Genomic DNA, 20,300 nt, shown 5'->3' on the forward strand with positions numbered 1-20,300 from the left:
CCGTGCCCGCCATACGAGGGCTGCTCTGGCCGGGCATCCTGCTGGCAGGGGCCGTCGCGGTGGCGGCGGTGCTCGGGCAGTGGCTCGCGGGAGACGGCTTCACTGGCGGATTCGGTCGATTGGAGCCGCCGACCGATCTCGCCTACGAGGCCGTTGACGGACGGACCATTGCGACGCAGGTGACGGCCACCGTGCAGACGCTGGCAACGTCCTCCGCGCTGGGCGCACCCGGCGCGAGTCAGGCGGCCCCCAGGCGTCCCCGCTTCGCCGTGTGCGTCCAGGATGCCAGCGGGCGGCGACCCAATCCCGAGCAGTTGACGACCCAGATGGCGCTGGCCATCAGCGAGGCGCGGCGTCGAGCGAAGCAGCCACAGGTACCGGGCACGGCCCACCTGATCGGAACACCCTGCCCGCTCGATCCACCGCTGCTGGCCCCCGACGTGACGGGCGTCGTCAGCGGGACCCTGATTGGCCGCCGGACCATGACTGAGACGCCAAACCCGAGTCCGTTTGAGGTGTTCGTCTACATCGTGGCGGACGAGGTCGTGCTGCGCTTCCTGCCCTCGACCGACCCGATGCTGAGGCGCTTCCCGCACGAGGGCCAGTGCCGAGGGGACGTCTGCTTCGGCTACAGCCTTGCGTACTACGTCGCGCCGAACGAGTTCCGGGACACGGCCTACCTCGCGCAGCTCATCGGCGACGGTTTCGGCTACTTCCCGGTCGTCCCCTGACCGGCGAGCAGGGCGTGGGCGCGGTCCTGAACGTGTGGGGAAAGGCCCTCAAACCTCGTCACCCCCCGGCGGCTGCTGGCGGCGCGCAATCGTACAGTTGCTCACCGACCCGGCCGACCGGGCCGTCGCCGTTCGACGGCTCCGACGCCGCCGCGCCGTAGACCGAGGGATCGACCACCGAGCAGTGCGCCTGCACCCAGGTGGTGCGCTCGTTGCCACCACCGGGGCCGCCAGGACCGCCGCCCGGGCCGCCGCGCCCGCCCAGCATCACGAAGCGCAACCGTCCGCTGCTGACCAGATCGGCCAGCCCGGCAGCCGTCGGGGCCGGGTCGCCACCACTGAAGCCACCCATCGCGATCACCGGCAACCGCGTCTCGAGGATGATCGGCGAGGCCGCCATCGCGCTGTTGACCGCCACAAGATACTCTGCCGAGCCACGATTCGCCAGCAGATACTGCAGGATCGGCTGGCTGACGCGCCCGCCCGGACCGCCAGGACCGCCCGGTCCGGGCGGGCCGCCAGCGCCAGGGAAGCCACCATCCGCCGGCACACCACCCCGCGGGGCGGCGTCCTGCGGGCCATCAACGGGGCCGTTCGCGCCGCCGTTACGGCCCTGACGGAACCCCGGCCCCATGCCGACCTGCCCCGGCCCGCCCGGCCCCGGCCCGCCCTGCGGCGGCGCAAGGCCCGGCGGTGGGCCGCCAGGACCGCCCCCCGGACCGCCCCGCCCGAACCCAAATGAGTCCTGTGGTCCCGCCTGCGGGTTGGCCGTCATCCCGGAGCCGTTCAGCGGCGTCACTGCCCAGGCGGCCGGCCCGGCCAGCACGCCCACCAGCGCCACGGTCAGACCGGCCAGCGCCACCGACCGACCGACCGCATGCCGCATCACCCGCGCCAGCAGCAACAGCGCCCCGCCGAGCGCCACCGCGCCGACAATGCCCGGGGCGAGCCACGGCAGCCACGTGCTGCGCGACACCAACAGCACGCAGACGGCCGCCGTGCCGGCCAGCGCGAGGGGCAGCCACGGCGCGAGCCACCAGCGTCGGCGATACCCCTGCCAGAGGGCCAGCACACCAGGGCCAGCCAGCGCCGCCACGCTCGGGCCGAGGGCCGAGGTGTAGTACGGATGCAGGATGCCTGAGGCGAAGCTGAACACGACCGCGTGGGTCACCAGCCAGCCGCCCCAGAGGAGATACCACGCCCGTGCCGGATCGGTGCGGGGGCGGCGGGCAGTGGCCACCAGCCCGGCCAGCAGGCCAGCAGCGGCCAGCGGCAGCAGCCAGCCGATCTGCCCACCAAGCTGCTCGTTGTAGAGGCGGAGGATGCCGGGCTGCCCACCGAAGCCCGGGCCACCACCACCAGGGCCGCCCGGGCCACCACCAGGGCCGCCGTTTGTGACGCCATTTGGCCCGGTCGCCACGCCAATCGTCCCACTCTGGTCTGCCTCGGTTGGCAGCAGCCGTCCGACGACGCGTGTCACGACCTCGGTCGTGCTGCTGCCGCGCGCCAGCCCCTGCCCGAAGACGCGACCCAGCCCGTTGTAGCCGAGCGTCAGCTCCAGCACCGAATTGTCGGAGCTGCCGCCGATGTACGGTCGGGACTGGGCCGGAATGCTGTCCACCACCAGCATCCACGACGCCGAGACGCCGAGCAGCATCAGCCCGGCCAGCGTCAGGTGCCAGACCCGACGCAGCAGGCCGCCGGGGGCCGTCAGTAGGTACGTGCCGAAGACCGCCGGGGCCACCACGAACGCCTGGAGCATCTTGGCGTTGAACCCGACGCCGATCATCGCCACGCCGAGCAGCAGGTAGCGCAGCTGCCCGCGCCGGATCGAGACCAGCGTGGCCCACGCACCGAGGGTCATCGCCAGAATCAGCGCGCTGTCGGGCAGGTTGACCCGCGCCACCGCCACCGTCACCGGCGTCAGCGCCAGCACCAGGCCGGCCAGGATCGCCGCTGGCCCACCAAACTGCCGCCGCGTCATCGTGAGGACGGCCAGCAGCGTCCCAAGGGCCAGCATCGCCTGCGGCAGCAGCACGCTCCACGAGGAAAGGCCGAACAGCCGCACCGAGAGCGACTGGACCCAGACGCCCACCGGCGGCTTGTCCACCGTGATGAAGCTGCCAGGATCGAGCGCCCCGAAGAAGAACGCCTTCCGGCTGACCGCGCCGCTCAGGGCTGCAGCCGTGTAGTACTCGTTGCCCCAGCCGTTGCGGCTGAGGTTCCAGCAGTAGAGCACGGCCGCCAGCAGCAGCACACCGGCCATGCCGAGACCGGCCCAGAGCGCCGAGCGGTCAGGGCGAGCAGCCGCATCCGGATCGCGCCCGGAGCGGGCGGCGTCGGGCAGCGCGTCAGCCGGGGCGCTCACGGCGCTCGGCGGCGGAACCACCGGCGGCTGGTCGGGGGCCGCCACCGCGCGCGCCATGCTCCCCTCGCCGGCCCGCGCTCCAATCACCGCCCTCATCTCCCGAGCACCCGCATTCCAAGATTCCACCTGCTGCCGCGGCGTCCGACGACGCCCAGCCCGGAACACGAAGCGGTCGCCCAGGACGTAGTTGCCGGCCGCGCCCGCCAGGATGCCCAGGATGGCGGCCAGCCCCTGCGGCAGGACCGTGACCGTCATCGCAAAGACGGCCATGTTCAGGAACGCCGTGCCAAGAATACCCCCATGAAAGCGGGCCAGCCGCGTCGCCACGCTCGCCGCGGTGAGATCGTCGCCCCGGTCACGCCAGGTGAAGAGCTGACTGAGCCAGAAGTTGACCTGCGCAGCCAGGAGAAACGCCAGGGCATTGGCCGCCAGGGACGGCATCCCACGTGCGGCGAACAGCTCCAGCAGCAGGAGCTGGGTCAGCGCAGCGACGCCGCCGGTCATGGCGAAGCGGAGCAGCCGGCCGCGCTCGCCGAGCAAGGCGGCCAGCGGCGAGCGCGCCAGGGTCAGCGCGGATGTTCGGATCATCAGGGCGGCTCCCGTTGACTAGGCCGCGGACCGCTGTCGGGCAGCGGGTGCGCGGCCAGCCAGCGCCGCGCGGTCGTCGGCCAGCTCGTCGTCGAGGTGCCGCCAGAGCTGAAACAGCTCGCGAAACGCGCGGAGGATAACATCCGGGCGGGCGCCCGTCGCGCTGCCGACCGTCCGGGGCAGGTGCCGAACCGGCAGCTCCCGCATCTGGAACCCCAGGCGGCGGGCCTTGATCAACAGCTCGGCGCTGAACGTCGCGCCACGGGCGTGGACCGTGACGCCCTGCCAGACGCGCCGCCTGAACAGCTTGAACGCGCAGTCCACATCCCGGGCGGTGTAGCCGAACAGGCCGTTGACCAGCAGCTTCCAGCCGAAGGCATTCAGCAGGCGCATCGGCGGATCGGCCCGCTGTTCCCGCCAGCCGATCACCATGTCGATGGACGGATCGAGCGCCGGCAGGAACCGCCCAAGCTCGACCACGTCGAACTGGCCGTCGGCGTCGGTCATGAAGATCAGCTCTTTGGTGGCGGCGTCGAAGCCGCTGGCGAGCGCCGCGCCATACCCCTGGTTGCGCTCGTGGACGACGGCACGCAGGGGGATCTCCGGCGCGGCCTCGATAAGCTCCATCAGGACGACGCGGGTGTCGTCGCGCGAGCCATCGTCCACCACGATGATCTCGTAGTCGTCGGTGAGGGCGCGCAGCACGACATCCACATCTAGCACCGTCTGCTCGACGATGCCGGCTTCGTTGTAGGCTGGCAGCACCACCGAGATGCTCGGCGCGGCGCTGACACCCGCACGGGTCGGGGCCGCCGTTGGCGACCGGTCTGCCTGCTGCATGGTGTGGGCCTCCGGAGATCGCGGCGCTCGCCCCGGTGGGCCGCCATCGGAGGCCGAGCGCCGCGGGAATGTCGGGGAGACAGGCCAGATGCTGGCCCGGAGCGATGGGCCGGTCCGGGATCAGCACGGCCCATCGCTTACAGTCAGTCTAGGCATCGCCCAGCGGCGCAATGGCCATTGTTGACTGACATCCGGCTGACAGTGCGCGGGTCGATCGCCTGACCACGGACGCGCCAGCTTGGCACGAGCGAGGCAGAGAGCACATACGATCGTCGGCCGGTCACGCACTCGGGCTACCGGATACCATGCAGGCACAACGCGCACGGCGATCTGTGCGCTGCCCCGCAGAGAGGCGCGTGGACACAGACAGCATGCCGCCAGCAGATCGTCGTGAGGATGGTCCGACCTGGGATCCCGAGGGCCGCGCCAGGTTCCTGGCTGGCGTGCGCCTGTTCCACGACATCCCGCCGGCGATCCTGGCGCAGATTGCCGCGCGCCTGCACGTGCGCGCCTACAGTCGTGGCGAGCTGGTGTTCCGGGCCGGCGAGCAGGCCCAGGCGATGAGCCTGCTCGGGGCCGGCCGTATCAAGCTGATCCGCGAGACCGAGGACGGCCGCGAAGCCATCGTCCGCCTGATCACGCCGGGCGAGATCTTCGGGGCGGCCGGCGGCTGGGGCGCAGCCTCCTATCCCGCCAGCGCGATGGCGCAGGGCGATGCCGTCGTCCTGCGGCTGCCGGCAGACGAGATGATGGCGCTGCTCCGCTCGCAGCCGGACTTCGCCCTGGCCGTCATCCGCGAGCAAGGGCTGCGGCTGGCCGAGGCGGCGGCTCGCATCGAAGACCTGCGCGTCGAGCGAGTCGACCGGCGGCTCGCTCGGACGATCCTGCGGCTCTCGGAGAAGTTCGGGACCGTCGTCCCGCGCGGCATCGAGCTGGCGCTCACCCGCCAGGATCTGGCGGAGCTGGCGGGCACGACGCTCAGCACGGCCAGCCGGACCGTCAGCGACTGGTCGCGCCGGCACATCGTCGCGGGGGGACGCCAGCGGATCACCCTGCTGGACGCCGAAGCGCTGGCCGTCATCGCCGGCTCGGACCCCCCGGCCGTTCCCAACGCCGAGCCAACGGTACGCTCGGGCCAACAGCGCGCCGCCATTGGCGCCGCCACTAACAATGGGCCGGCCGCCGGCCCATAGGCGAAGGCAGCCCTTTCCACCGCCTTCTTTGTTCCACGGCAAGGACGCCGTGGGCCAGGACCGCCGACACTGACAGCATCCTGAAGCGGACGGCAGACGCCATGACGCTCAACCCCTTTCTCCTGATGGCGGCCCTCTTCGTGGCGCTGGCCGCGCTCGCAGCAGTCGAGACCGCCCTGATCAGTCTTGGCCTCGCACCAGCCTTCAGCGGCATCCGCTGGCTGCGGGTCCACCTGCTGACCCTGGGTATCCTCGCCGAGACGGTCTTCGGGCTGACGCCCCTGCTCGTCAGCCGGCGGGCCGGCTGCCGCGCGCCTGCTATCCGCTGGGACATCTGGCTCACCCTCAATGCCGGCCTGCTGACCCTGCTCGTCGCCATCCCCCCGATCAACGGGCCGCTGATCGTCGGCGGCGGCGCGCTGATCTTCGCCGCCGCTGTGCTGCTCATCAACCAGTTGCGCGCCCTGGCGCCGCCATCGGACGGCACGGACCCGGCCGGACGGCCCTTCTACCTGCTCGGGCTGGGGTTCCTACTCGTCGGCATCGTCATCGGCAGCGGGCTCTGGAACGGCTGGGCCGAGCCGCTCCGCATCGCCGTCCCGCTCGAAGCCCACATCCACGCGAACGTCTTCGGCTTCCTCGGGCTGACCGTGGCCGGGCTGCTGCTCGACCTCGTGCCAACCTTCACCGGCCGCCAGCCGCTCCGTCCGCGCCCAACTGCAAAGCTGGCGGCGATCATGGGCAGTGGCGGGCTGCTGCTGGTTCTCGCACCGTGGACCGGCCTGATGCCGCTCAACGTGGTCGGCATCCTGCTGTACCTGACGAGCACCGTCTGGCTGCTGGTGACCGTCGCCCGGCCGCTCCTCGGCGACCGACACGCCTGGACGCCCGGTGTCCTCCACCTGACGACCGGCTACTTCTGGTTCCTGGCGCCGCTGTTCGTCGCCCCGATGGTGCTGTCAGGCATTGCCGGCGAGACGGCAGCCACCATCGAGCAGACCGCGCCCCAGGCCCTGATCTTCGGCTGGGCTGCCCAGGTGGGGTACGCGCTCGTTCCCGGCCTGCTGGGATGGCTCCTGCACCCAGGCGGGCAGCCCCGGCTGGGTGGCTCGTGGGTGAGCCTCGGGGCCGCGCATCTCGGCGGCGTCGCCATCTGGGCCAGCATCCTGATCGCTCCCCTCCAAGCCACCCTGTACGCCCTCGCCTACGGGTTCTGGTCCGTGGCCCTGCTGGTCACGCTGCGGCAGGCCTGGAGCACAGTCACCCTGGACGAGCGACAGGCGCAGGATGAGGATGAGACGGCGGTCCCCGTTCGGACAGCCGTCTGACGAGTGGCATCGTTCTTCCTGACAGACATGGCATGACTTGTGCGTAGAGAGGGAGTACGCAGATGAACGGCTCCAGGCTCTACGAACAGGAGGACCGGGCGATGGTCTTCATCGTGCTCTGGCTGCTCGGAGTTCCGCTGGGACTGATCGTCCTACTCTGGCTGCTCGGCGTCTTTTCCTGATCGCGCGCGCAGTCGCAGTCCGCAAGCAGTTCTGTCACGCTCACTCTCACGCTCAAATACGCGCCGAGCACTCGACGAGGGGCCGGTGGCCGGGCGGCCACCGGCCCCTCGTCGAGTGCTCGGCGCGTCGGGAGCCGCGGCGCATTGCGGCTCGCGGCTTGCCCCAGGCGACGCCCTGCGGCTCAGCCCAGCAGTCTCACCTTCGGGATCAGCGACCGGTCGAACTCGCCCAGGCGGTCCCGCCCGAGCTGCCGCACCTGCTCCAGGCACGGCCTCGCCCGCACGACCAGGTCGGCCACGTCCACGCGCTGACAGGTCGGCCTGAACCAGTCGAGCATCTCGATGCCGGCAGAGAGCTTCGCCTGCGTCCCGTGAAAGTTGCCCTGCTCCAGGTGGTAGAACCCGACCCCGATCAGCAGGATGCCCTGATAGAGGTAGCGGATGTCGGACTCGGTCAGCCGCCAGAGCGTCTCCAGCGTCTCGTGCTGCTCGAAGAACTCGCCAGCATTGAACTCGTGGATGCCCTTGAGCAGCATGGCCGGCGGCTCGCCGCCGCAGTCGTCGGCGGCGTACGGTCCCTGGCGCCGCTTCTTCACCTTTGGGAAGGCGAGCGACTCATCGGCGGCGGCGGCAGAAGCGGCATCGACTGAGGCGGCATCAGCCGGGCCGTCGTCGGCGACGTCCACCTCGGACTCGATCGGCGTGCGCCGGTCGTCAGGCATCACGGGCCGCGCCGTTCGCCTTGACCACGTCGAGCAACACCTTCGGCAGCGGAAACGACACGTCCTCCGCTACGATCACCCGCTCCTCGACCTGCTGGACGCCCAGCGCGCGCAGGCGGGCGACGGTCTCCTGCACCAGGTACTCGGGCGCGGACGCGCCGCTGCTCAGGGCCACCGTCTTGACGTCCGTCAGCCAGGACGGGTCGATCTCCTCGGCGCTCTGGACGAGGTAGGCCGCGCGGCCCTTCGCCCGGGCCGTCTCGACCAGCCGGTTCGAGTTGGACGAGGTCTTGGAGCCAACCACCAGGACCAGATCGGCGGTGTCGGACAGCTCGGACACGGCGGCCTGCCGGTTGGTGGTGGCGTAGCAGATGTCCTCAGTGGGCGGCAGCTCCAGCTTCGGGAAGCGCTCACGGAGACGGGCGAGGATCGCCTGGGTGTCCTGGACCGAGAGCGTCGTCTGGGTCAGCACGACGATCTTCTCCGCGTCGGGCGCCGTCACCGTGTTCGCCTCGTCAAGCGTCTCGATCAGCGTCCCCTGATCTTGACCGATCTCGCCGAGGGTGCCGATTGGCTCGGGATGGCCGCGATGCCCGATGTACAGGACGTGGTAGCCGCGCTTCGCGTAGCGGATCGCTTCCAGGTGAACCTTGGTCACCAGCGGGCAGGTCGCGTCGATGACCTTGAGGCCGCGCTGCTTCGCCAGATCCCAGTCCGACGGCGGCACGCCGTGGGCCGAGAAGATCAGCGGGCTGCCGACCGGCACCTCGTCCAGCGTCTCGACGAAGACCGCGCCGCGATTGCGAAGATCGGCCACCACCTGATGGTTGTGGATGATCTCGTGCTTCACATAGACGGGCGGTCCGTAGATCTCAAGAACGCGCTCGACGATCTCGACCGCACGGGAGACGCCAGCGCAGAATCCGCGCGGCCCGGCCAGGAGTAGCTGCATATTCGGAGTATATCCAGCGTGGTATCCTGCCCGCATGTCCGGACAGACCGTTCCGAACGCCTCGATCTGGCGACTGCTCATCCTTGTCGGGCTGGTGCTGCTGACCTCCGCGCTCGGAACCGGCGCGGGCCAGGCGCAGGAGGCCGCCCCGCCGCCGATCTTCCCACCGGCGCCGCCGGCCACTGCGCCAACCGGCCCGGCTGCCTCAGCTCCGGCCCGAAGCGTCGAGCCGGGTGAGGACGAGGTGGTCCGTGGCGACCCGAGCCGGCCGCGCGTCTCACTGGTCATCAACGTCGGGGCCGGCAGCGAGCCGGCCGTCTCGATGCTCGACACGCTGCGTGAGAAGAACTACCGAACCACCTTCTTCGTGCTGGGCTGGTGGGCTGACAAGCGGCCGGACATCCTGAAGCGCATCGCCGACGACGGCCACGAGGTCGCCAGCCACGGGCACAGCGTCTTCGACCTGACCTCGGTCTCGGATGCGGCCGTCCGCGAGGATCTGCTGCGGGCCGACGCCTCGATCAGCGCGGTGACGGGCAAGACGACCCGGCCGCTCTGGAGCGCATCGGCCGGCTACCGCAACGCCCGCGTCCACCGCATCGCCGCCGAGCTTGGCTACCGCCCGATCTACCTGACGGTGGACAGTCTGGATTGGACCCGCGAGGCGACCGCTGACAGCGTCTACACCCGCGTGATGGAGCGCATCGTCAACGGGGCCATCGTCGTGCTGCACTTCGACAGCCCGACGACGGTCACCTCAACGGCCGGCGCGCTGCCGCGCCTGATCGACGACCTGCGCGCCGCCGGCTACTCGCTGGTCACCATCACCGAGCTGCTCACCGAGTAGCACCGAGCTGCTCGCCGAGTAGCACAGTCGCGCCGGCTACCAGCCAGCCTGTTCGAGACGGGCGTTGCCGCCGCAGACCAGCACCCCGATGCGCGCGCCCTCCGGGATGCGCGCCTTGCCGCTCAGCAGGCCGGCCAGCGCCGCCGCGCCGCCCGGCTCGGCCACGAGCTGCACCTCTTCCCAGAGGAAGCGCTGCGCCGCCCGGATATCGTCGTCCGTCACCAGCTCGACGCGCGCCACATGCCGCCGCGCGAGGGCGTAGTTCAGCTCCCCGACCCGGCGCGCCCCCAGGGCGTCCGAGGCGTAGGAGTCAAGGCGGCGGATGTCCGCCGGTTCGCCGGCCGCCCAGGCGGCGTGCAGGGTGGCCGCGCCCTCCGGCTCGATGCCGACCACCGTCAGCCAGGGCATCTCGCTGACGGCCGTCGCGATGCCGGCGATCAGCCCGCCGCCGCCGATGGCCACCAGCAGGTAGTCGAGCCAGGGCGAGCCAGCATCCTCGACAAACTCCAGCGCCACGGTGCCCTGCCCCGCGACGATCGGCGGGTCGGCGTAGGCGTGGAGATACGGCTTGCCGTTCCGCTCGGCATCGTCGTGGGCTGCCTCAGCGGCCTCGGCGTACTCCGTGCCCACCAGCCGCACCGCGGCGCCCCACGACGCGATCCGCTCACGCTTGACGGCGGGAGCCGTCTTCGGGACGTACACGGTGGCCGGCACGCCGAGCGTCCGCGCGGCGTAGGCGACCCCCAGCCCGTGGTTCCCGCCCGAGGCTGTCACCACCCCGCCTGCGATCTCGGCGCGGGGCAGCGTCAGCAGCGCGTTGAGCGCGCCACGCGGCTTGAAGGAGCCGGTCACCTGGAGGCTCTCCAACTTGAGAACCACCTCCCACGGCAGCCGCGCCCGGGTCGTCTGGGCCAGCGAGAGCAGCGGCGTGCGTCGAATGTACGGCCGGATGCGCCCGGCAGCCGCCTCGACATCCGAGACGGAGAGCGAGAGCGACGAAGACATCAGCCGGCGGCCTGCCTGGGCGTGCCACCGCCAACCCGGCCGGGCAGCGCCTCGCGGAGCCGCTCCGAGGCCAGCCCGAGCAGCGTTCGACCGGCCTTCGCAGCGAGCGCACCGCCACGGCGCACCAGCCAGATCGTCGTCGCGCGGAGGGTCACCAGATCCCGTTCGAGCGTCCCCCAGGACAGGCCCGCGTCCGCAAGGTGACGGTCGGCCACCTCGGTCGGCGCGCTCTTGAGCGCGGCCCGGATCGCCAGCAGCAGCACGGCCAGGTCGTCGAGCTGCCCGAGGACCGGGATGAACCCCGGCACCGGGTCGATGGGCGAGATGGCATAGGCAAGGCCGCCCGCGAGCGCCGCCTTCCCCGTGCTGGACACGGTCTGATCCCGCATCAGTGCCCAGCCGAGACGGAGGTAGCGGGGCACCCGCGTCACCACACCCAGGAAACGCGTGAGCACTTTGCGCCCGTCGATCTCCGGCCCGGCCGCCCGGCGCGCCCGTTCGACCACGCCGCTGACCGCGCCACTCGCAGGCGCAGAGCCACCAGTTGGCCAGCCAGGAATCTTGACCATGGCCTCAAGTATACGGGCCGTCCAGCGCGATGACGTGCGTTTTGCAGCCACCGCTCGGCTCCGTATCCCGGCCCTGTCTACTCGCCGGGGCGGTGGAAGATCGCCTCAAGCTGCGAGAGGCCCCGCTCGAAGTAGCGCGCCCGCCGTCCGATCAGTTTGTCAGTCTCCCGGCGCGCGGCGTCGGTCCCGATAAGCTGGGCGTACCAGTCACCGCCCTGGCGGAAACGCTGTGGGACCGTCCAGGAGAGCGGATCGTCCAGGCGGTCCGCGAAGGCCACGTAGGCCCCCGCCTGCGACCACTCGGCGTCGCCGGCCCGGTTCAGCACGACGGCGTACCGCTGGAGATAGGTGTTCCAGTGAACCGTCGGTCCCCAGAAGCCGTTGGCGTCCGCCCGGTGCCAGTCCACCGTGACCGGGTAGACCATCGCGCCGCGCCCGCCGAGGCCCGGCGCGCGCCAGTCGTCGCCGGTCCAGAGCCAGACCCGCTCGACCGGCTGGCCGAGGTCCGCACGGCTGATCCGCGCCACCCCGATCCCCTGCTGCTCGATCTCAGGATCGAACGACGTGTACAGGACGTACAGGTAGCGCTCCTCACGGTCGGCCAGCACCGAGAAGTCGCCGACACCGCCGGCAAAGTAGCGATTGGCCGTACTGCACGCGCCGTCCCAGGAAGGCGCCTCCAGCACGATGCCGAGGTCGCGCCAGTGCTCGCCGTCGTCCTCCGAGAGCAGGGCGCCGATGCGTGGGGCAGTCAACGCCGGCCCCCGCTCCTGACTCTGCCGCACGGGCATCTGCTGGCCGAGCGGCAGCCGCTGCTGTCCGTCGAACAGCGGATCGGGCAGCGACGGATCGTCGCCACACACGCCCGACGGCTCCTCGTGGTACCAGCCGTAGAGCGTCCCATCGGCCGCGCGATAGGTCGCTTCGATCCAGCGCATGCCGCTGATCTGGTCGCCGTCATGCTCGCCGTGAATCACCACCCGCGAGCCAGCGCTCAGCTGCTCCAACGACGGCCCACCGCCCAGCCGGGGCCAGCCCACCGAGGTGAAGACGTACAGCTCATCGCCGCGCCAGTGAACCGGGCTGTTCGAGTCGGCGGGAAACCGGTCGGCCGGCTCGTCCAGCAGGTCGTTGCGGGCCAGCCCCGGCAGCGCCAGCTCGGGCGCAGCACGCAGCTCGAGACGCGGCAGCAGGGCCGCCTGAAGCGCCCGCGTCAGACCTGGGATGACCCGCTTGAGGCCGCCAGTCGGCTCAACGCTCGGGAGGGTGAGCGCCACCGAAGCCGCCGTGCCGCCGGCGAGCAGCAGCGGCCTGACGGCCCGGTCGGCGGCGTCAGTGGTGGCGTCGAGCTGCACGGCGGGGGTCAGGCCGCGCCCGTGGAGCCAGTCCTGCGCCAGGGCCACCAGGCCGGGCGGGAGTCGGTCCGGTCGGAGCGCCACGGATGCGACGTCCGCCGGCGGCTCGCCGTCCGGATGCCAGCCGTCGAACCAGCGACCGAGCGCCCGCAGATAGCCCGAGCGCCCAGCCGGACGCTCGGCGTCCACGCCGTCGAACGGGCCGACCACCACCTGAAGCTGCCGGGTGGTCGTCAGCTCCCGCGCGAGCCGCCCCACCGTCCGCGTGGCGGCAGCCGCCGCCTCTGGGCTGACGGGGCGCTCGGAGAGGTCGAGGCGCAGCGCGGCGACCGGCAGATCGGGGCCGAGCGCCGTCCGGGCCCGGGAGACCTTGCCCGCGAGCGCGGACGGATCGTCCGGCAGCGCCTCCGAGCCGGTCGGCCGCACGAGCAGGCAGACCGGCAGACCGCTGGCGGTCAGGGCCGGGCGCAGCCGGGCCTCGATCTGCCGTCGCTGCTGATCGTCGGCTGCGGCGAGCGCGTCCAGGGAGAGGCACACGCCGGCCGCCGGCCGGCCGGCAGCGGCGGCATCCTCCAGCGCAGCGGGGACGGCGGCCACGCTCGCAGCGTCCCCGGCGACGAGCACGATGGTGGTGGCAGGCTGGCCCACAGGCGCGCCCAGCGCCGCCGGCGCGTGACGGAATCCAGACGTACATGCGAGCAGCGCGAGCAGTGTCGCCAACAGCAGTCGGTGCATGCTTGCCAGAACGAACCGAATCCTGGTGGGTCTCGCAGGACGGTGCTAGACTGGCCCATGTCCCGGATGCGGCGCAGCCTCCTGGCGCTGGCGCTCTGGCTGCCGATTGGCGCGGCGGTCTGGCTGCTCGACGCCGGCCGGCCGGCGAGCGCGCAGTCGCTGGCGCTCCCGACCACGATCACCTCGGTCACGCTGGCCGCCCGGTTCCTGGACGAAGCGCCGTCAGATCGACGCTGGGTCTTGCGCCGCCGCCACCCGCTCAACGACGACGCCCACGCCCACGCGCCAGGATTTATCTACGCGGCGTCTGGCAGCTCGTACCTGGTGATCGACGATGGCCAGGGCCTGCTGATGCCCGAGGGCACGGCGGCCTGGGTCCCTGGCGGGATCGGCCACTTGCACACCTCGTCAGCCCGTGCCACCAGTGCGGGCGGCGACCCCGCGGCGGGCCTCGAAGTGTGGGCGATCTTGCTGGAGCGGGACACGGAGGCCAGGGCGCCGGGGGCGGCGGTGGTCAGCCCGCCGGCCATCGGGCTGGTGGCCGGCCCGTACGAGGCCCGCCTCACGACGATGACCTTCGCGGCCGGGGCGATGATGCCGCTCGCGCGGCGGACCGGGCCGGAGTTGGCCTACGCGCTGTCCGGCGACTGGGAGCTGGAGTACATCGGGGTGCCGTTCACGCTCGGCCGCCAGCAAGGGTACGTGGCGGATCCTGGCGTCCCCTACCGGCTCCGGAACGCCGGGGCGTCGCCAGCCCGGCTGCTGTCGGCGCAACTGGTGCCGGCCGGCCAGCCCGCCGCCATCCCGTGAATGAGAGCGGCGGGCTGGCCGGCCACGGCAAGCACTGGGTGCAACTGAGGTCACGCACGAGACATCCATTCACAAGGATCCCGCCGCGCGTGCAGGCACGCGACAACGACAATCACATCGTCCTCTATTCGGTATTCGGAAGAACAGGCCGAACGGGAAGCGTCGCGGCAGCAGCGCTCGACGTAGACCGCGCTCCAGGATCGGGAAGCTCTGCGGAAACTCAAGCACGCGGCGTTGCGTCGCAGTGAGTGCGGCGAGAAACTCCTCGCCAAGCCCTTCGCGTGCCTGTTCGTACCACTGGTACGCATCGCGAATTGTCCGCAACGGCAGCAGCGCGAACGATGAGACGACTCACGCTCCGGGGCGCCGCGCCTCACGCAGGGCATCAGCCCACGACACGCCAACCGCCCCTTCGCGGTCGAGCGCATCGAGCCGCCGATGCAGCTCGATGCGCTGGGAGTCGGTCAGTGAGACTGCATCGTCGTCAGGGGACAGACGTTCCCAGAGCCATTCGAGTAGGTCCAGGCGCTCATCGGTCGACATGGCTGCGATGTCGTGGTCAGAGACGTGCATGCACCCACTGTAGGGCACACGAGTGTAGGGTGTAGGGCACACGAGGCGCGTGTCGATAGATGAAGGCAAGCAGAGCACTCACGTGCCGCCGCGCAGCCTCGGGTTCCGGCTACGATGTCCCCTGCCGGCGAGCCCAACCTGCCACGCGTCCGCCCGCCGGCGACCCGACCTCGCTGGAGGCCTCCTCTGATGACCAGCTACGAGTCGCTCGGCGTACGGCCCATCGTCAACGCGTCGGCAACACTGACCCGCCTGGGCGGCTCGCGCATGCCGCGGCCGGTGCTGGACGCGATGGCCGCCGCCGCTGGCTCGTTCGTCGATCTGGTGGACCTCCACAAGCGCGCCGCCGCCCGCATCGCCGAGCAGACCGGCAACGAGGCCTGCTACATCTCGTCCGGCGCGGCCGGCGGCATCAGCGTGGCGGTGGCGGCCTGCATCACCGGGACCGACCCCGCGAAGATCTCGAAGCTGCCCCACTTCGACGGCCCGCCCGCCGAGGTCATCATCCACCGCGGCCACCGCAACGGCTACGACCATGCCGCCCGCCAGACCGGCGCGCGGCTGGTCGAGATCGGCATGGCGCACGCGACGCAGCGCTGGGAGCTCGAGGCGGCCTTCACACCGCAAACCGCCTGCGTCCTCTACTTCGCCGGCGCGAACTGGGCCGCTGGCGCGCTGCCGCTGCCCGACGTCATCGCCATCGCCCACGAGCGCGGCGTGCCGGTTCTGGTGGACGCCGCCGCGCAGATCCCGCCGATCTCGAACCTCTGGCACTATACGAAGGAGCTTGGCGCGGACATCGCCATTTTCAGCGGCGGCAAGGGCCTGCGCGGGCCGCAGTCGAGCGGGCTGGTGCTTGGCCGCCAGACCATCGTCGACGGCTGTCACGCCAACGGTGCGCCGAACCAGAGCATCGGCCGCCCGATGAAGGTCGGCAAGGAAGAGATGCTCGGCGCGCTGGCAGCCGTCGAGTGGTCGCTGCAGCAGGACGAGCCGGCCCTGCTCGCCTCGTACGAGCGCGTGGTGCAGGGCTGGATTCGGGCGCTGGAGGTGGTCCCTGGCGTGACCGTCGAGCGCGGCTACCCCAGCGAGGCCGGGCAGCCGCACAGTCGGGCCATCGTTCATTTCGCGGAGCCGTGCCCGTGGACGCGCGACCAGATGGTGGCGGCGCTCTGGGACGGCTCGCCGCGCATCGCAGTCAGCCCGGTCGGCGCGGACGCCATCGCGCTCAACCCGCAGACGCTGGAGCCGGGCGAAGATCAACTGGTGCTCGACGCGCTCCAACGGCTGCTGACCCGCGACCCTGCCAGATAGTGGCGCGCTGCCCCGAAGGCCAGGTCGCACCGAGAGCGATTGCACGCTCGTTGGTGTCCCCACAACGCGGTAAGACGCGCAGTCTCGCACCTTGTCGAGCATCCCGCGCGCCGTTAACCTACCGGTCGGACTGGGTGATGCAGCAATGACGCAGCCACCAGGAAGGCGGGACCCGTGAAGATCACGCACGTCACCACCCGCGCCGTCGTCACGCCGGCCGACACGACACTCCTGTTCAATCGCGCGCCGTCGCCGGCCACCATGGACTTCGTCACGCTGGAGCTGGGCACCGACGACGGCCTCGTCGGCATCGGCGTCACGTTCTTCGGGGCCGCCCTCAACAATGCGCTCCGGCAGGCCGTGGACGACCTCGCCCGGCTGCTGATCGGCGACGATCCTACCCAGGTCGAGCGGATCGCCGCCAAGCTGCGGCTGGCCGCCGGCTCGGCCGGCCCCGGCGGCATCTTCACCCTGGCGCTGTCCGCCATCGACATGGCCTGCTGGGACTTGAAGGGCAAAGCCGTCAATCAGTCCCTCAGCGAGCTGCTCGGCGGCCTCCGAGACCGCGCGCCCACTTACGCCAGCGGCGCGCTGATCCGGCCGTTCCCCGCCTCGTACCTCGCGGAGGCTGGCCCGAAGCTGGTCGAGATGGGCTTCCGGCAGATGAAGATGCAGTGCGGCTCCGAGGCGACCATCGCCGAGTCAGTCGAGCGCGTCCGCGTCATGCGCGAGGCCATCGGCCCCGACATCGATCTCATGTGCGACATCAACCAGTTGTGGAGCGTCAATCAAGCCATCGAGATCGGACGGCAGATCGAGCCGTACCACCTCTACTGGCTCGAGGACGCCACCGTGCACGACGACTACGCTGGCCTGGCACGGATCGCCGACGCCCTGACGACGCCCATCGCGGCCGGCGAGTACCACTACGGCATCGTGCCGTTCCGCCACCTGCTCGAAGCGCGCTCCATCGACATCGTGATGATCGATCTGGTGCGCGTCGGCGGCATCACCCAGTGGCTCAAGGTGGCCGGCATGGCCGAGGCGTACAACCTGCCCGTCGTCAGCCACCTGATCCCCGAGGTCCACGTCCACCTGATCTCGGCCATCCCCAACGGGCTGACGGTCGAGTACATGCCGCGCCTGCACCTGCTGATGGAGGAGACGCCGGCCATCGAAGATGGGCAGATCGTCGTCCCGAAGAAGCCGGGCCTCGGACTCACGTTCGATCGGGCGGCGCTCAAGCGCTACACCGTCGGGTAGAGCGCCGGTCGACATGGGAGCAGGGGGACGAGAACGGTCACGGCGCCGCGCCGGCCATGCGCTACCATCTCGGCGTGGCCGCTCCCGCGCAGCGCGCCCCACGAGCAACCACGCGCAGCAAGGACGCGCATGAGCATCGACCGTGGCTCGACGAACCCCGACCACATCAACGAGCGGCTCGCCGGCACGATGGCTGGCTTCCTCGGCATCAAGGTGGTGGAGGCCAGCCTCGACCGCGTCGTGACCGAGCTGGAGATCCGCCAGGAGATCCAGAACGGCAGCGGCATCGTGCACGGCGGCACGCTGATGGCCCTGGCCGACACGACCGGAGCCGTCGCCACCGTCGTGAATCTCAAGCCCGGCGAACACACCACCACCATCGAGTCGAAGACCAACTTTCTGGCGGCCGGCCGGGCCGGCATCATGCGTGCCACCGCGACGCCGCTCCACAAGGGCCGCCGCACGATGGTCTGGCAGACCGCGATCACCGACGAGAGCGGTCGGCTGCTCTCCCTCACCACCCAGACCCAGCTCGTCATCTCCTGAGCGCACTGGCACATCACCCAACCTGACGGCCGTACCACCCCTGCGAGAATGCATTCCGGACACTGCACTGGTGATCGAGCGATCGGCGCATGCTCGACAGATCGCCACCCGTAGCGTGCAGGAGGACATGCCGATGCTGCTCACCTCTGGGTCGGCGATAGGACCGTATCGGCTGATGGAGCCCGCTGGGGCCGGCGGGATGGCGCAGGTCTGGCGTGCGTACGACACGCGCCTTGACCGGTACGTCGCCATCAAGTTCCTGTCGCCTCAGTACGCGACGGACCCGACGTACCTCGAACGATTTCGCCGCGAAGCCCGCGCCATCTCCCGGCTGGACCATCCGAACATCCTGACCATCCACGACTTCGGCGAGCAGGACGGCTGGACGTACATGGTCAGCCCGTACCTGGGCGGCGGCACACTGGCGGGACGCCTGCGACGCGGGCCGTGGAGCATCGCCGAGGCGCTCCACAGCCTGGAGCCACTCGCGTCGGCGCTCGACTACGCACACGCGCAGGGCATCGTCCACCGCGACGTGAAGCCGTCCAACGTCCTGCTCACCACGGATGGGCGCGTCGTACTCAGCGACTTCGGCATCGCGCGGATCGTCGAAGGCAGCACGATGCTCAGTCAGGCCGGACTGATCGTCGGCACGCCGATGTACATGTCGCCGGAGCAGGCCGACGGACAGCCAGCCGGGCCGCCGAGCGACCTGTACAGCCTGGGCGTGGTGGCGTACGAGATGCTGACCGGGCGTCCGCCGTTTCTGGGCGAGACGCCGCTGGCGCTGCTCCGCGCCCACCTCGACAAGCCGCTTCCGCCGGCGCGCTCGCTCAATCCAGCGCTGCCCGAAGCGATCGAGGCGGCCCTGTTCAAGGTCATGGCGAAAGATCCGGCAGACCGCTACGCCTCCGGGGCACACTTCATCACGGCCCTGCGGGCCGCCGCGCACAGCCCCACCCCAGCCAGTCAAGTAACGACACAGGTCGCACCCCCGCCGCCCCTGCCGCAGCCGGCCCCCACCGCGCCCTTGCGAGCAGCGGTCGAGACTCCACCACCGACTCGCGGACAGCCGACCGTCGCGACAGATGAGCCACGTCGGGTCACGCGGAGGCGGGCGCTGGCCGTGGGAATGGGCGTGGCCGCTGCCGGGATCGGCGTCCTGGCGTTCCAGGCGGCCGGCATCCCCATGATCCCAACGACCTCGAGCGCGACGCCCACGCCGAGGCCCCCGGCCACCGCCCCTGCCGCCCGTGCCGCCCCTGCCGCCAGTGCAAAGGACGCCGCCTCGCCCACCCGCGCGCCGGCCACGCCCTCCCCGACGCCCCCAGCCGCCGACCCGGTCAAGGGACGAGAGCTCCAGCTTGACGGATACGCCCTCGCCCTCTCGCCTGACGGAAAGACGCTTGCCGTTGGCGATTCTTATGGCAAGCTCAGCCTCTGGAACACCGCCGACGGCAGCCAGCTCTTCAGCTTCCCCACGGCGGAGCCGCTGGTCTCCAGGCTGAAGTTCTCGCCGTCCGGCGATGTCCTGGGGATCGTCCGTGGATCCACGGTGCAGCTCTGGAACGTGGCCCAGCAGCAGCAGATCGAGATCCTGGAGCTTGGACTTGGCGTCGGGGGCATGGCCTTCTCCCCGGACGGGCAGACGGTCGCGGCCGGCCGGTTTGACGGCGTCATCCACCTGCTGCGGGCATCCAACCTTGCCAAGATCGGCGCGCTGCGCGGGCACGCAACCGTCGTATCGGGGATAGCTTTCTCGCCCGACGGCCAGACGCTCGCCTCGGCCGCCGGAGACGCCACCGTCCGACTCTGGCGCGTTTCTGACGAAAGCGAGCTTCATCGCCTGTCCGGGCACACGGACCAGGTCTGGCATGTCGTGTTCTCGCCAGACGGCCAGACGCTGGCCTCGGCCAGTCGCGACGCCACGGTGCGCCTCTGGAAGGCGGCTGATGGCAGCGCCATCCGCGTCCTCAAGCCAGAGCAGCCAGACGCGGGAACGATCTACGGCCTGGGATTCTCTGCCGATGGGCGCACCCTGGCTGCAGCGTCGAACACTGTCGGCACGGTGCTGTGGCGCGTGGCCGACGGTGCAGTGTCGGGCATCCTCGGTCCGGAAACAAGCATCCGCGCCATGGCCGTGTCGGCTGACGGCCATACTCTGGCCGTGTCAGGCAGATCCGTGAACCTCTGGCGACTCCCCTGGCGCCGACGCGACTGACGCCGAGGCCGTACCCGCACATCCACCTGACGGATATCCGCGGCCCACGACGCCACGATCTCAGATCCCACAACGGGGTAGTCATCACCTGAGAACGCCCCCGCTCGTTCCCATTGGGCGAATGGACAACAGGGCGGCTGACGCGCCGCTACTTCACG

Annotated in this window: 17 protein-coding genes; 9 read left to right on the forward strand and 8 right to left on the reverse strand. The window is 70.8% G+C overall.

Annotated elements, in window-relative coordinates; genetic code table 11:
• Positions 1-2 precede the first annotated feature (2 nt).
• Positions 3-731: a hypothetical protein gene (locus IT306_13870; GenBank protein MCC7369511.1), complete on the forward strand. Its 729-nt coding sequence runs from the start codon at positions 3-5 to the stop codon at positions 729-731.
• A gap of 58 nt (positions 732-789) precedes the next feature.
• Here the strand turns inward: IT306_13870 and IT306_13875 are convergent, their stop codons facing one another.
• The gene (locus IT306_13875; GenBank protein MCC7369512.1) at positions 790-3,687 is read right to left on the reverse strand and encodes a glycosyltransferase family 39 protein; all 2,898 of its coding nucleotides are present in this window, start codon (positions 3,685-3,687) and stop codon (positions 790-792) included.
• Positions 3,688-3,705: 18 nt separating this feature from the next.
• A complete protein-coding gene (locus IT306_13880; protein ID MCC7369513.1) occupies positions 3,706-4,527 on the reverse strand; it encodes a glycosyltransferase family 2 protein in 822 nt (273 codons plus the stop codon).
• Between the two features lie 371 nt (positions 4,528-4,898).
• Between IT306_13880 and IT306_13885 the strand changes: the two genes are divergently transcribed.
• Both IT306_13885 and IT306_13890 read left to right on the forward strand, forming a co-directional pair.
• Positions 4,899-5,720 carry a Crp/Fnr family transcriptional regulator gene (locus IT306_13885; protein ID MCC7369514.1) on the forward strand — a complete coding sequence of 274 codons (822 nt, stop codon included), beginning with the start codon at positions 4,899-4,901 and terminating at the stop codon, positions 5,718-5,720.
• A 101-nt stretch (positions 5,721-5,821) separates the two neighbouring features.
• Entirely contained in the window at positions 5,822-7,048 is a 1,227-nt protein-coding gene (locus IT306_13890; GenBank protein MCC7369515.1) for an NnrS family protein, read from the forward strand.
• 364 nt (positions 7,049-7,412) lie between these two features.
• Here the strand turns inward: IT306_13890 and IT306_13895 are convergent, their stop codons facing one another.
• Both IT306_13895 and ispH read right to left on the reverse strand, forming a co-directional pair.
• Positions 7,413-7,766: a DUF309 domain-containing protein gene (locus IT306_13895; GenBank protein ID MCC7369516.1), complete on the reverse strand. Its 354-nt coding sequence runs from the start codon at positions 7,764-7,766 to the stop codon at positions 7,413-7,415.
• A 178-nt stretch (positions 7,767-7,944) separates the two neighbouring features.
• Positions 7,945-8,904 carry a 4-hydroxy-3-methylbut-2-enyl diphosphate reductase gene (gene ispH / locus IT306_13900; protein MCC7369517.1) on the reverse strand — a complete coding sequence of 320 codons (960 nt, stop codon included), beginning with the start codon at positions 8,902-8,904 and terminating at the stop codon, positions 7,945-7,947.
• Positions 8,905-8,938: 34 nt separating this feature from the next.
• Here ispH and IT306_13905 point away from each other — a divergent pair, with 34 nt between their 5' ends.
• Positions 8,939-9,751, forward strand: coding sequence for a polysaccharide deacetylase family protein (locus tag IT306_13905; protein ID MCC7369518.1), 813 nt, complete (start codon positions 8,939-8,941; stop codon positions 9,749-9,751).
• 36 nt (positions 9,752-9,787) lie between these two features.
• Here IT306_13905 and IT306_13910 read toward each other — a convergent pair whose 3' ends face one another.
• The 3 genes from IT306_13910 to IT306_13920 form a co-directional block, all read right to left on the reverse strand.
• A complete protein-coding gene (locus IT306_13910; GenBank protein MCC7369519.1) occupies positions 9,788-10,756 on the reverse strand; it encodes a serine/threonine dehydratase in 969 nt (322 codons plus the stop codon).
• Positions 10,756-11,145: a DUF1232 domain-containing protein gene (locus IT306_13915; protein ID MCC7369520.1), complete on the reverse strand. Its 390-nt coding sequence runs from the start codon at positions 11,143-11,145 to the stop codon at positions 10,756-10,758. Before IT306_13915 ends, IT306_13910 begins: the two co-directional genes overlap by 1 nt.
• 257 nt (positions 11,146-11,402) lie before the next feature.
• Positions 11,403-13,415, reverse strand: coding sequence for a hypothetical protein (locus IT306_13920; protein ID MCC7369521.1), 2,013 nt, complete (start codon positions 13,413-13,415; stop codon positions 11,403-11,405).
• A gap of 66 nt (positions 13,416-13,481) precedes the next feature.
• On the opposite strand from IT306_13920, the gene IT306_13925 reads away from it, so the two are divergent.
• Positions 13,482-14,225, forward strand: a complete 744-nt coding sequence (locus IT306_13925; GenBank protein MCC7369522.1) for a cupin domain-containing protein — start codon at positions 13,482-13,484, stop codon at positions 14,223-14,225.
• Between the two features lie 351 nt (positions 14,226-14,576).
• Here the strand turns inward: IT306_13925 and IT306_13930 are convergent, their stop codons facing one another.
• On the reverse strand, positions 14,577-14,798 hold the full coding sequence (locus tag IT306_13930) for an addiction module protein (GenBank protein ID MCC7369523.1): 222 nt from the start codon (positions 14,796-14,798) through the stop codon (positions 14,577-14,579).
• 189 nt (positions 14,799-14,987) lie between these two features.
• Here IT306_13930 and IT306_13935 point away from each other — a divergent pair, with 189 nt between their 5' ends.
• From IT306_13935 to IT306_13950, 4 genes are all read left to right on the forward strand, one after another.
• On the forward strand, positions 14,988-16,112 hold the full coding sequence (locus IT306_13935; protein MCC7369524.1) for an aminotransferase class V-fold PLP-dependent enzyme: 1,125 nt from the start codon (positions 14,988-14,990) through the stop codon (positions 16,110-16,112).
• 174 nt (positions 16,113-16,286) lie between these two features.
• Positions 16,287-17,375 (forward strand): mandelate racemase/muconate lactonizing enzyme family protein, encoded by a 1,089-nt coding sequence (locus IT306_13940; GenBank protein MCC7369525.1) that lies wholly within the window; start codon positions 16,287-16,289, stop codon positions 17,373-17,375.
• 189 nt (positions 17,376-17,564) lie between these two features.
• Positions 17,565-17,921 (forward strand): PaaI family thioesterase, encoded by a 357-nt coding sequence (locus IT306_13945; GenBank protein MCC7369526.1) that lies wholly within the window; start codon positions 17,565-17,567, stop codon positions 17,919-17,921.
• A gap of 133 nt (positions 17,922-18,054) precedes the next feature.
• Entirely contained in the window at positions 18,055-20,142 is a 2,088-nt protein-coding gene (locus IT306_13950; protein MCC7369527.1) for a serine/threonine protein kinase, read from the forward strand.
• The last annotated feature ends 158 nt before the right edge of the window (positions 20,143-20,300 follow it).

The organism is Chloroflexota bacterium, from assembly GCA_020850535.1.
In the GTDB taxonomy this organism is placed as follows: Bacteria; Chloroflexota; UBA6077; order UBA6077; family JACCZL01; genus JADZEM01.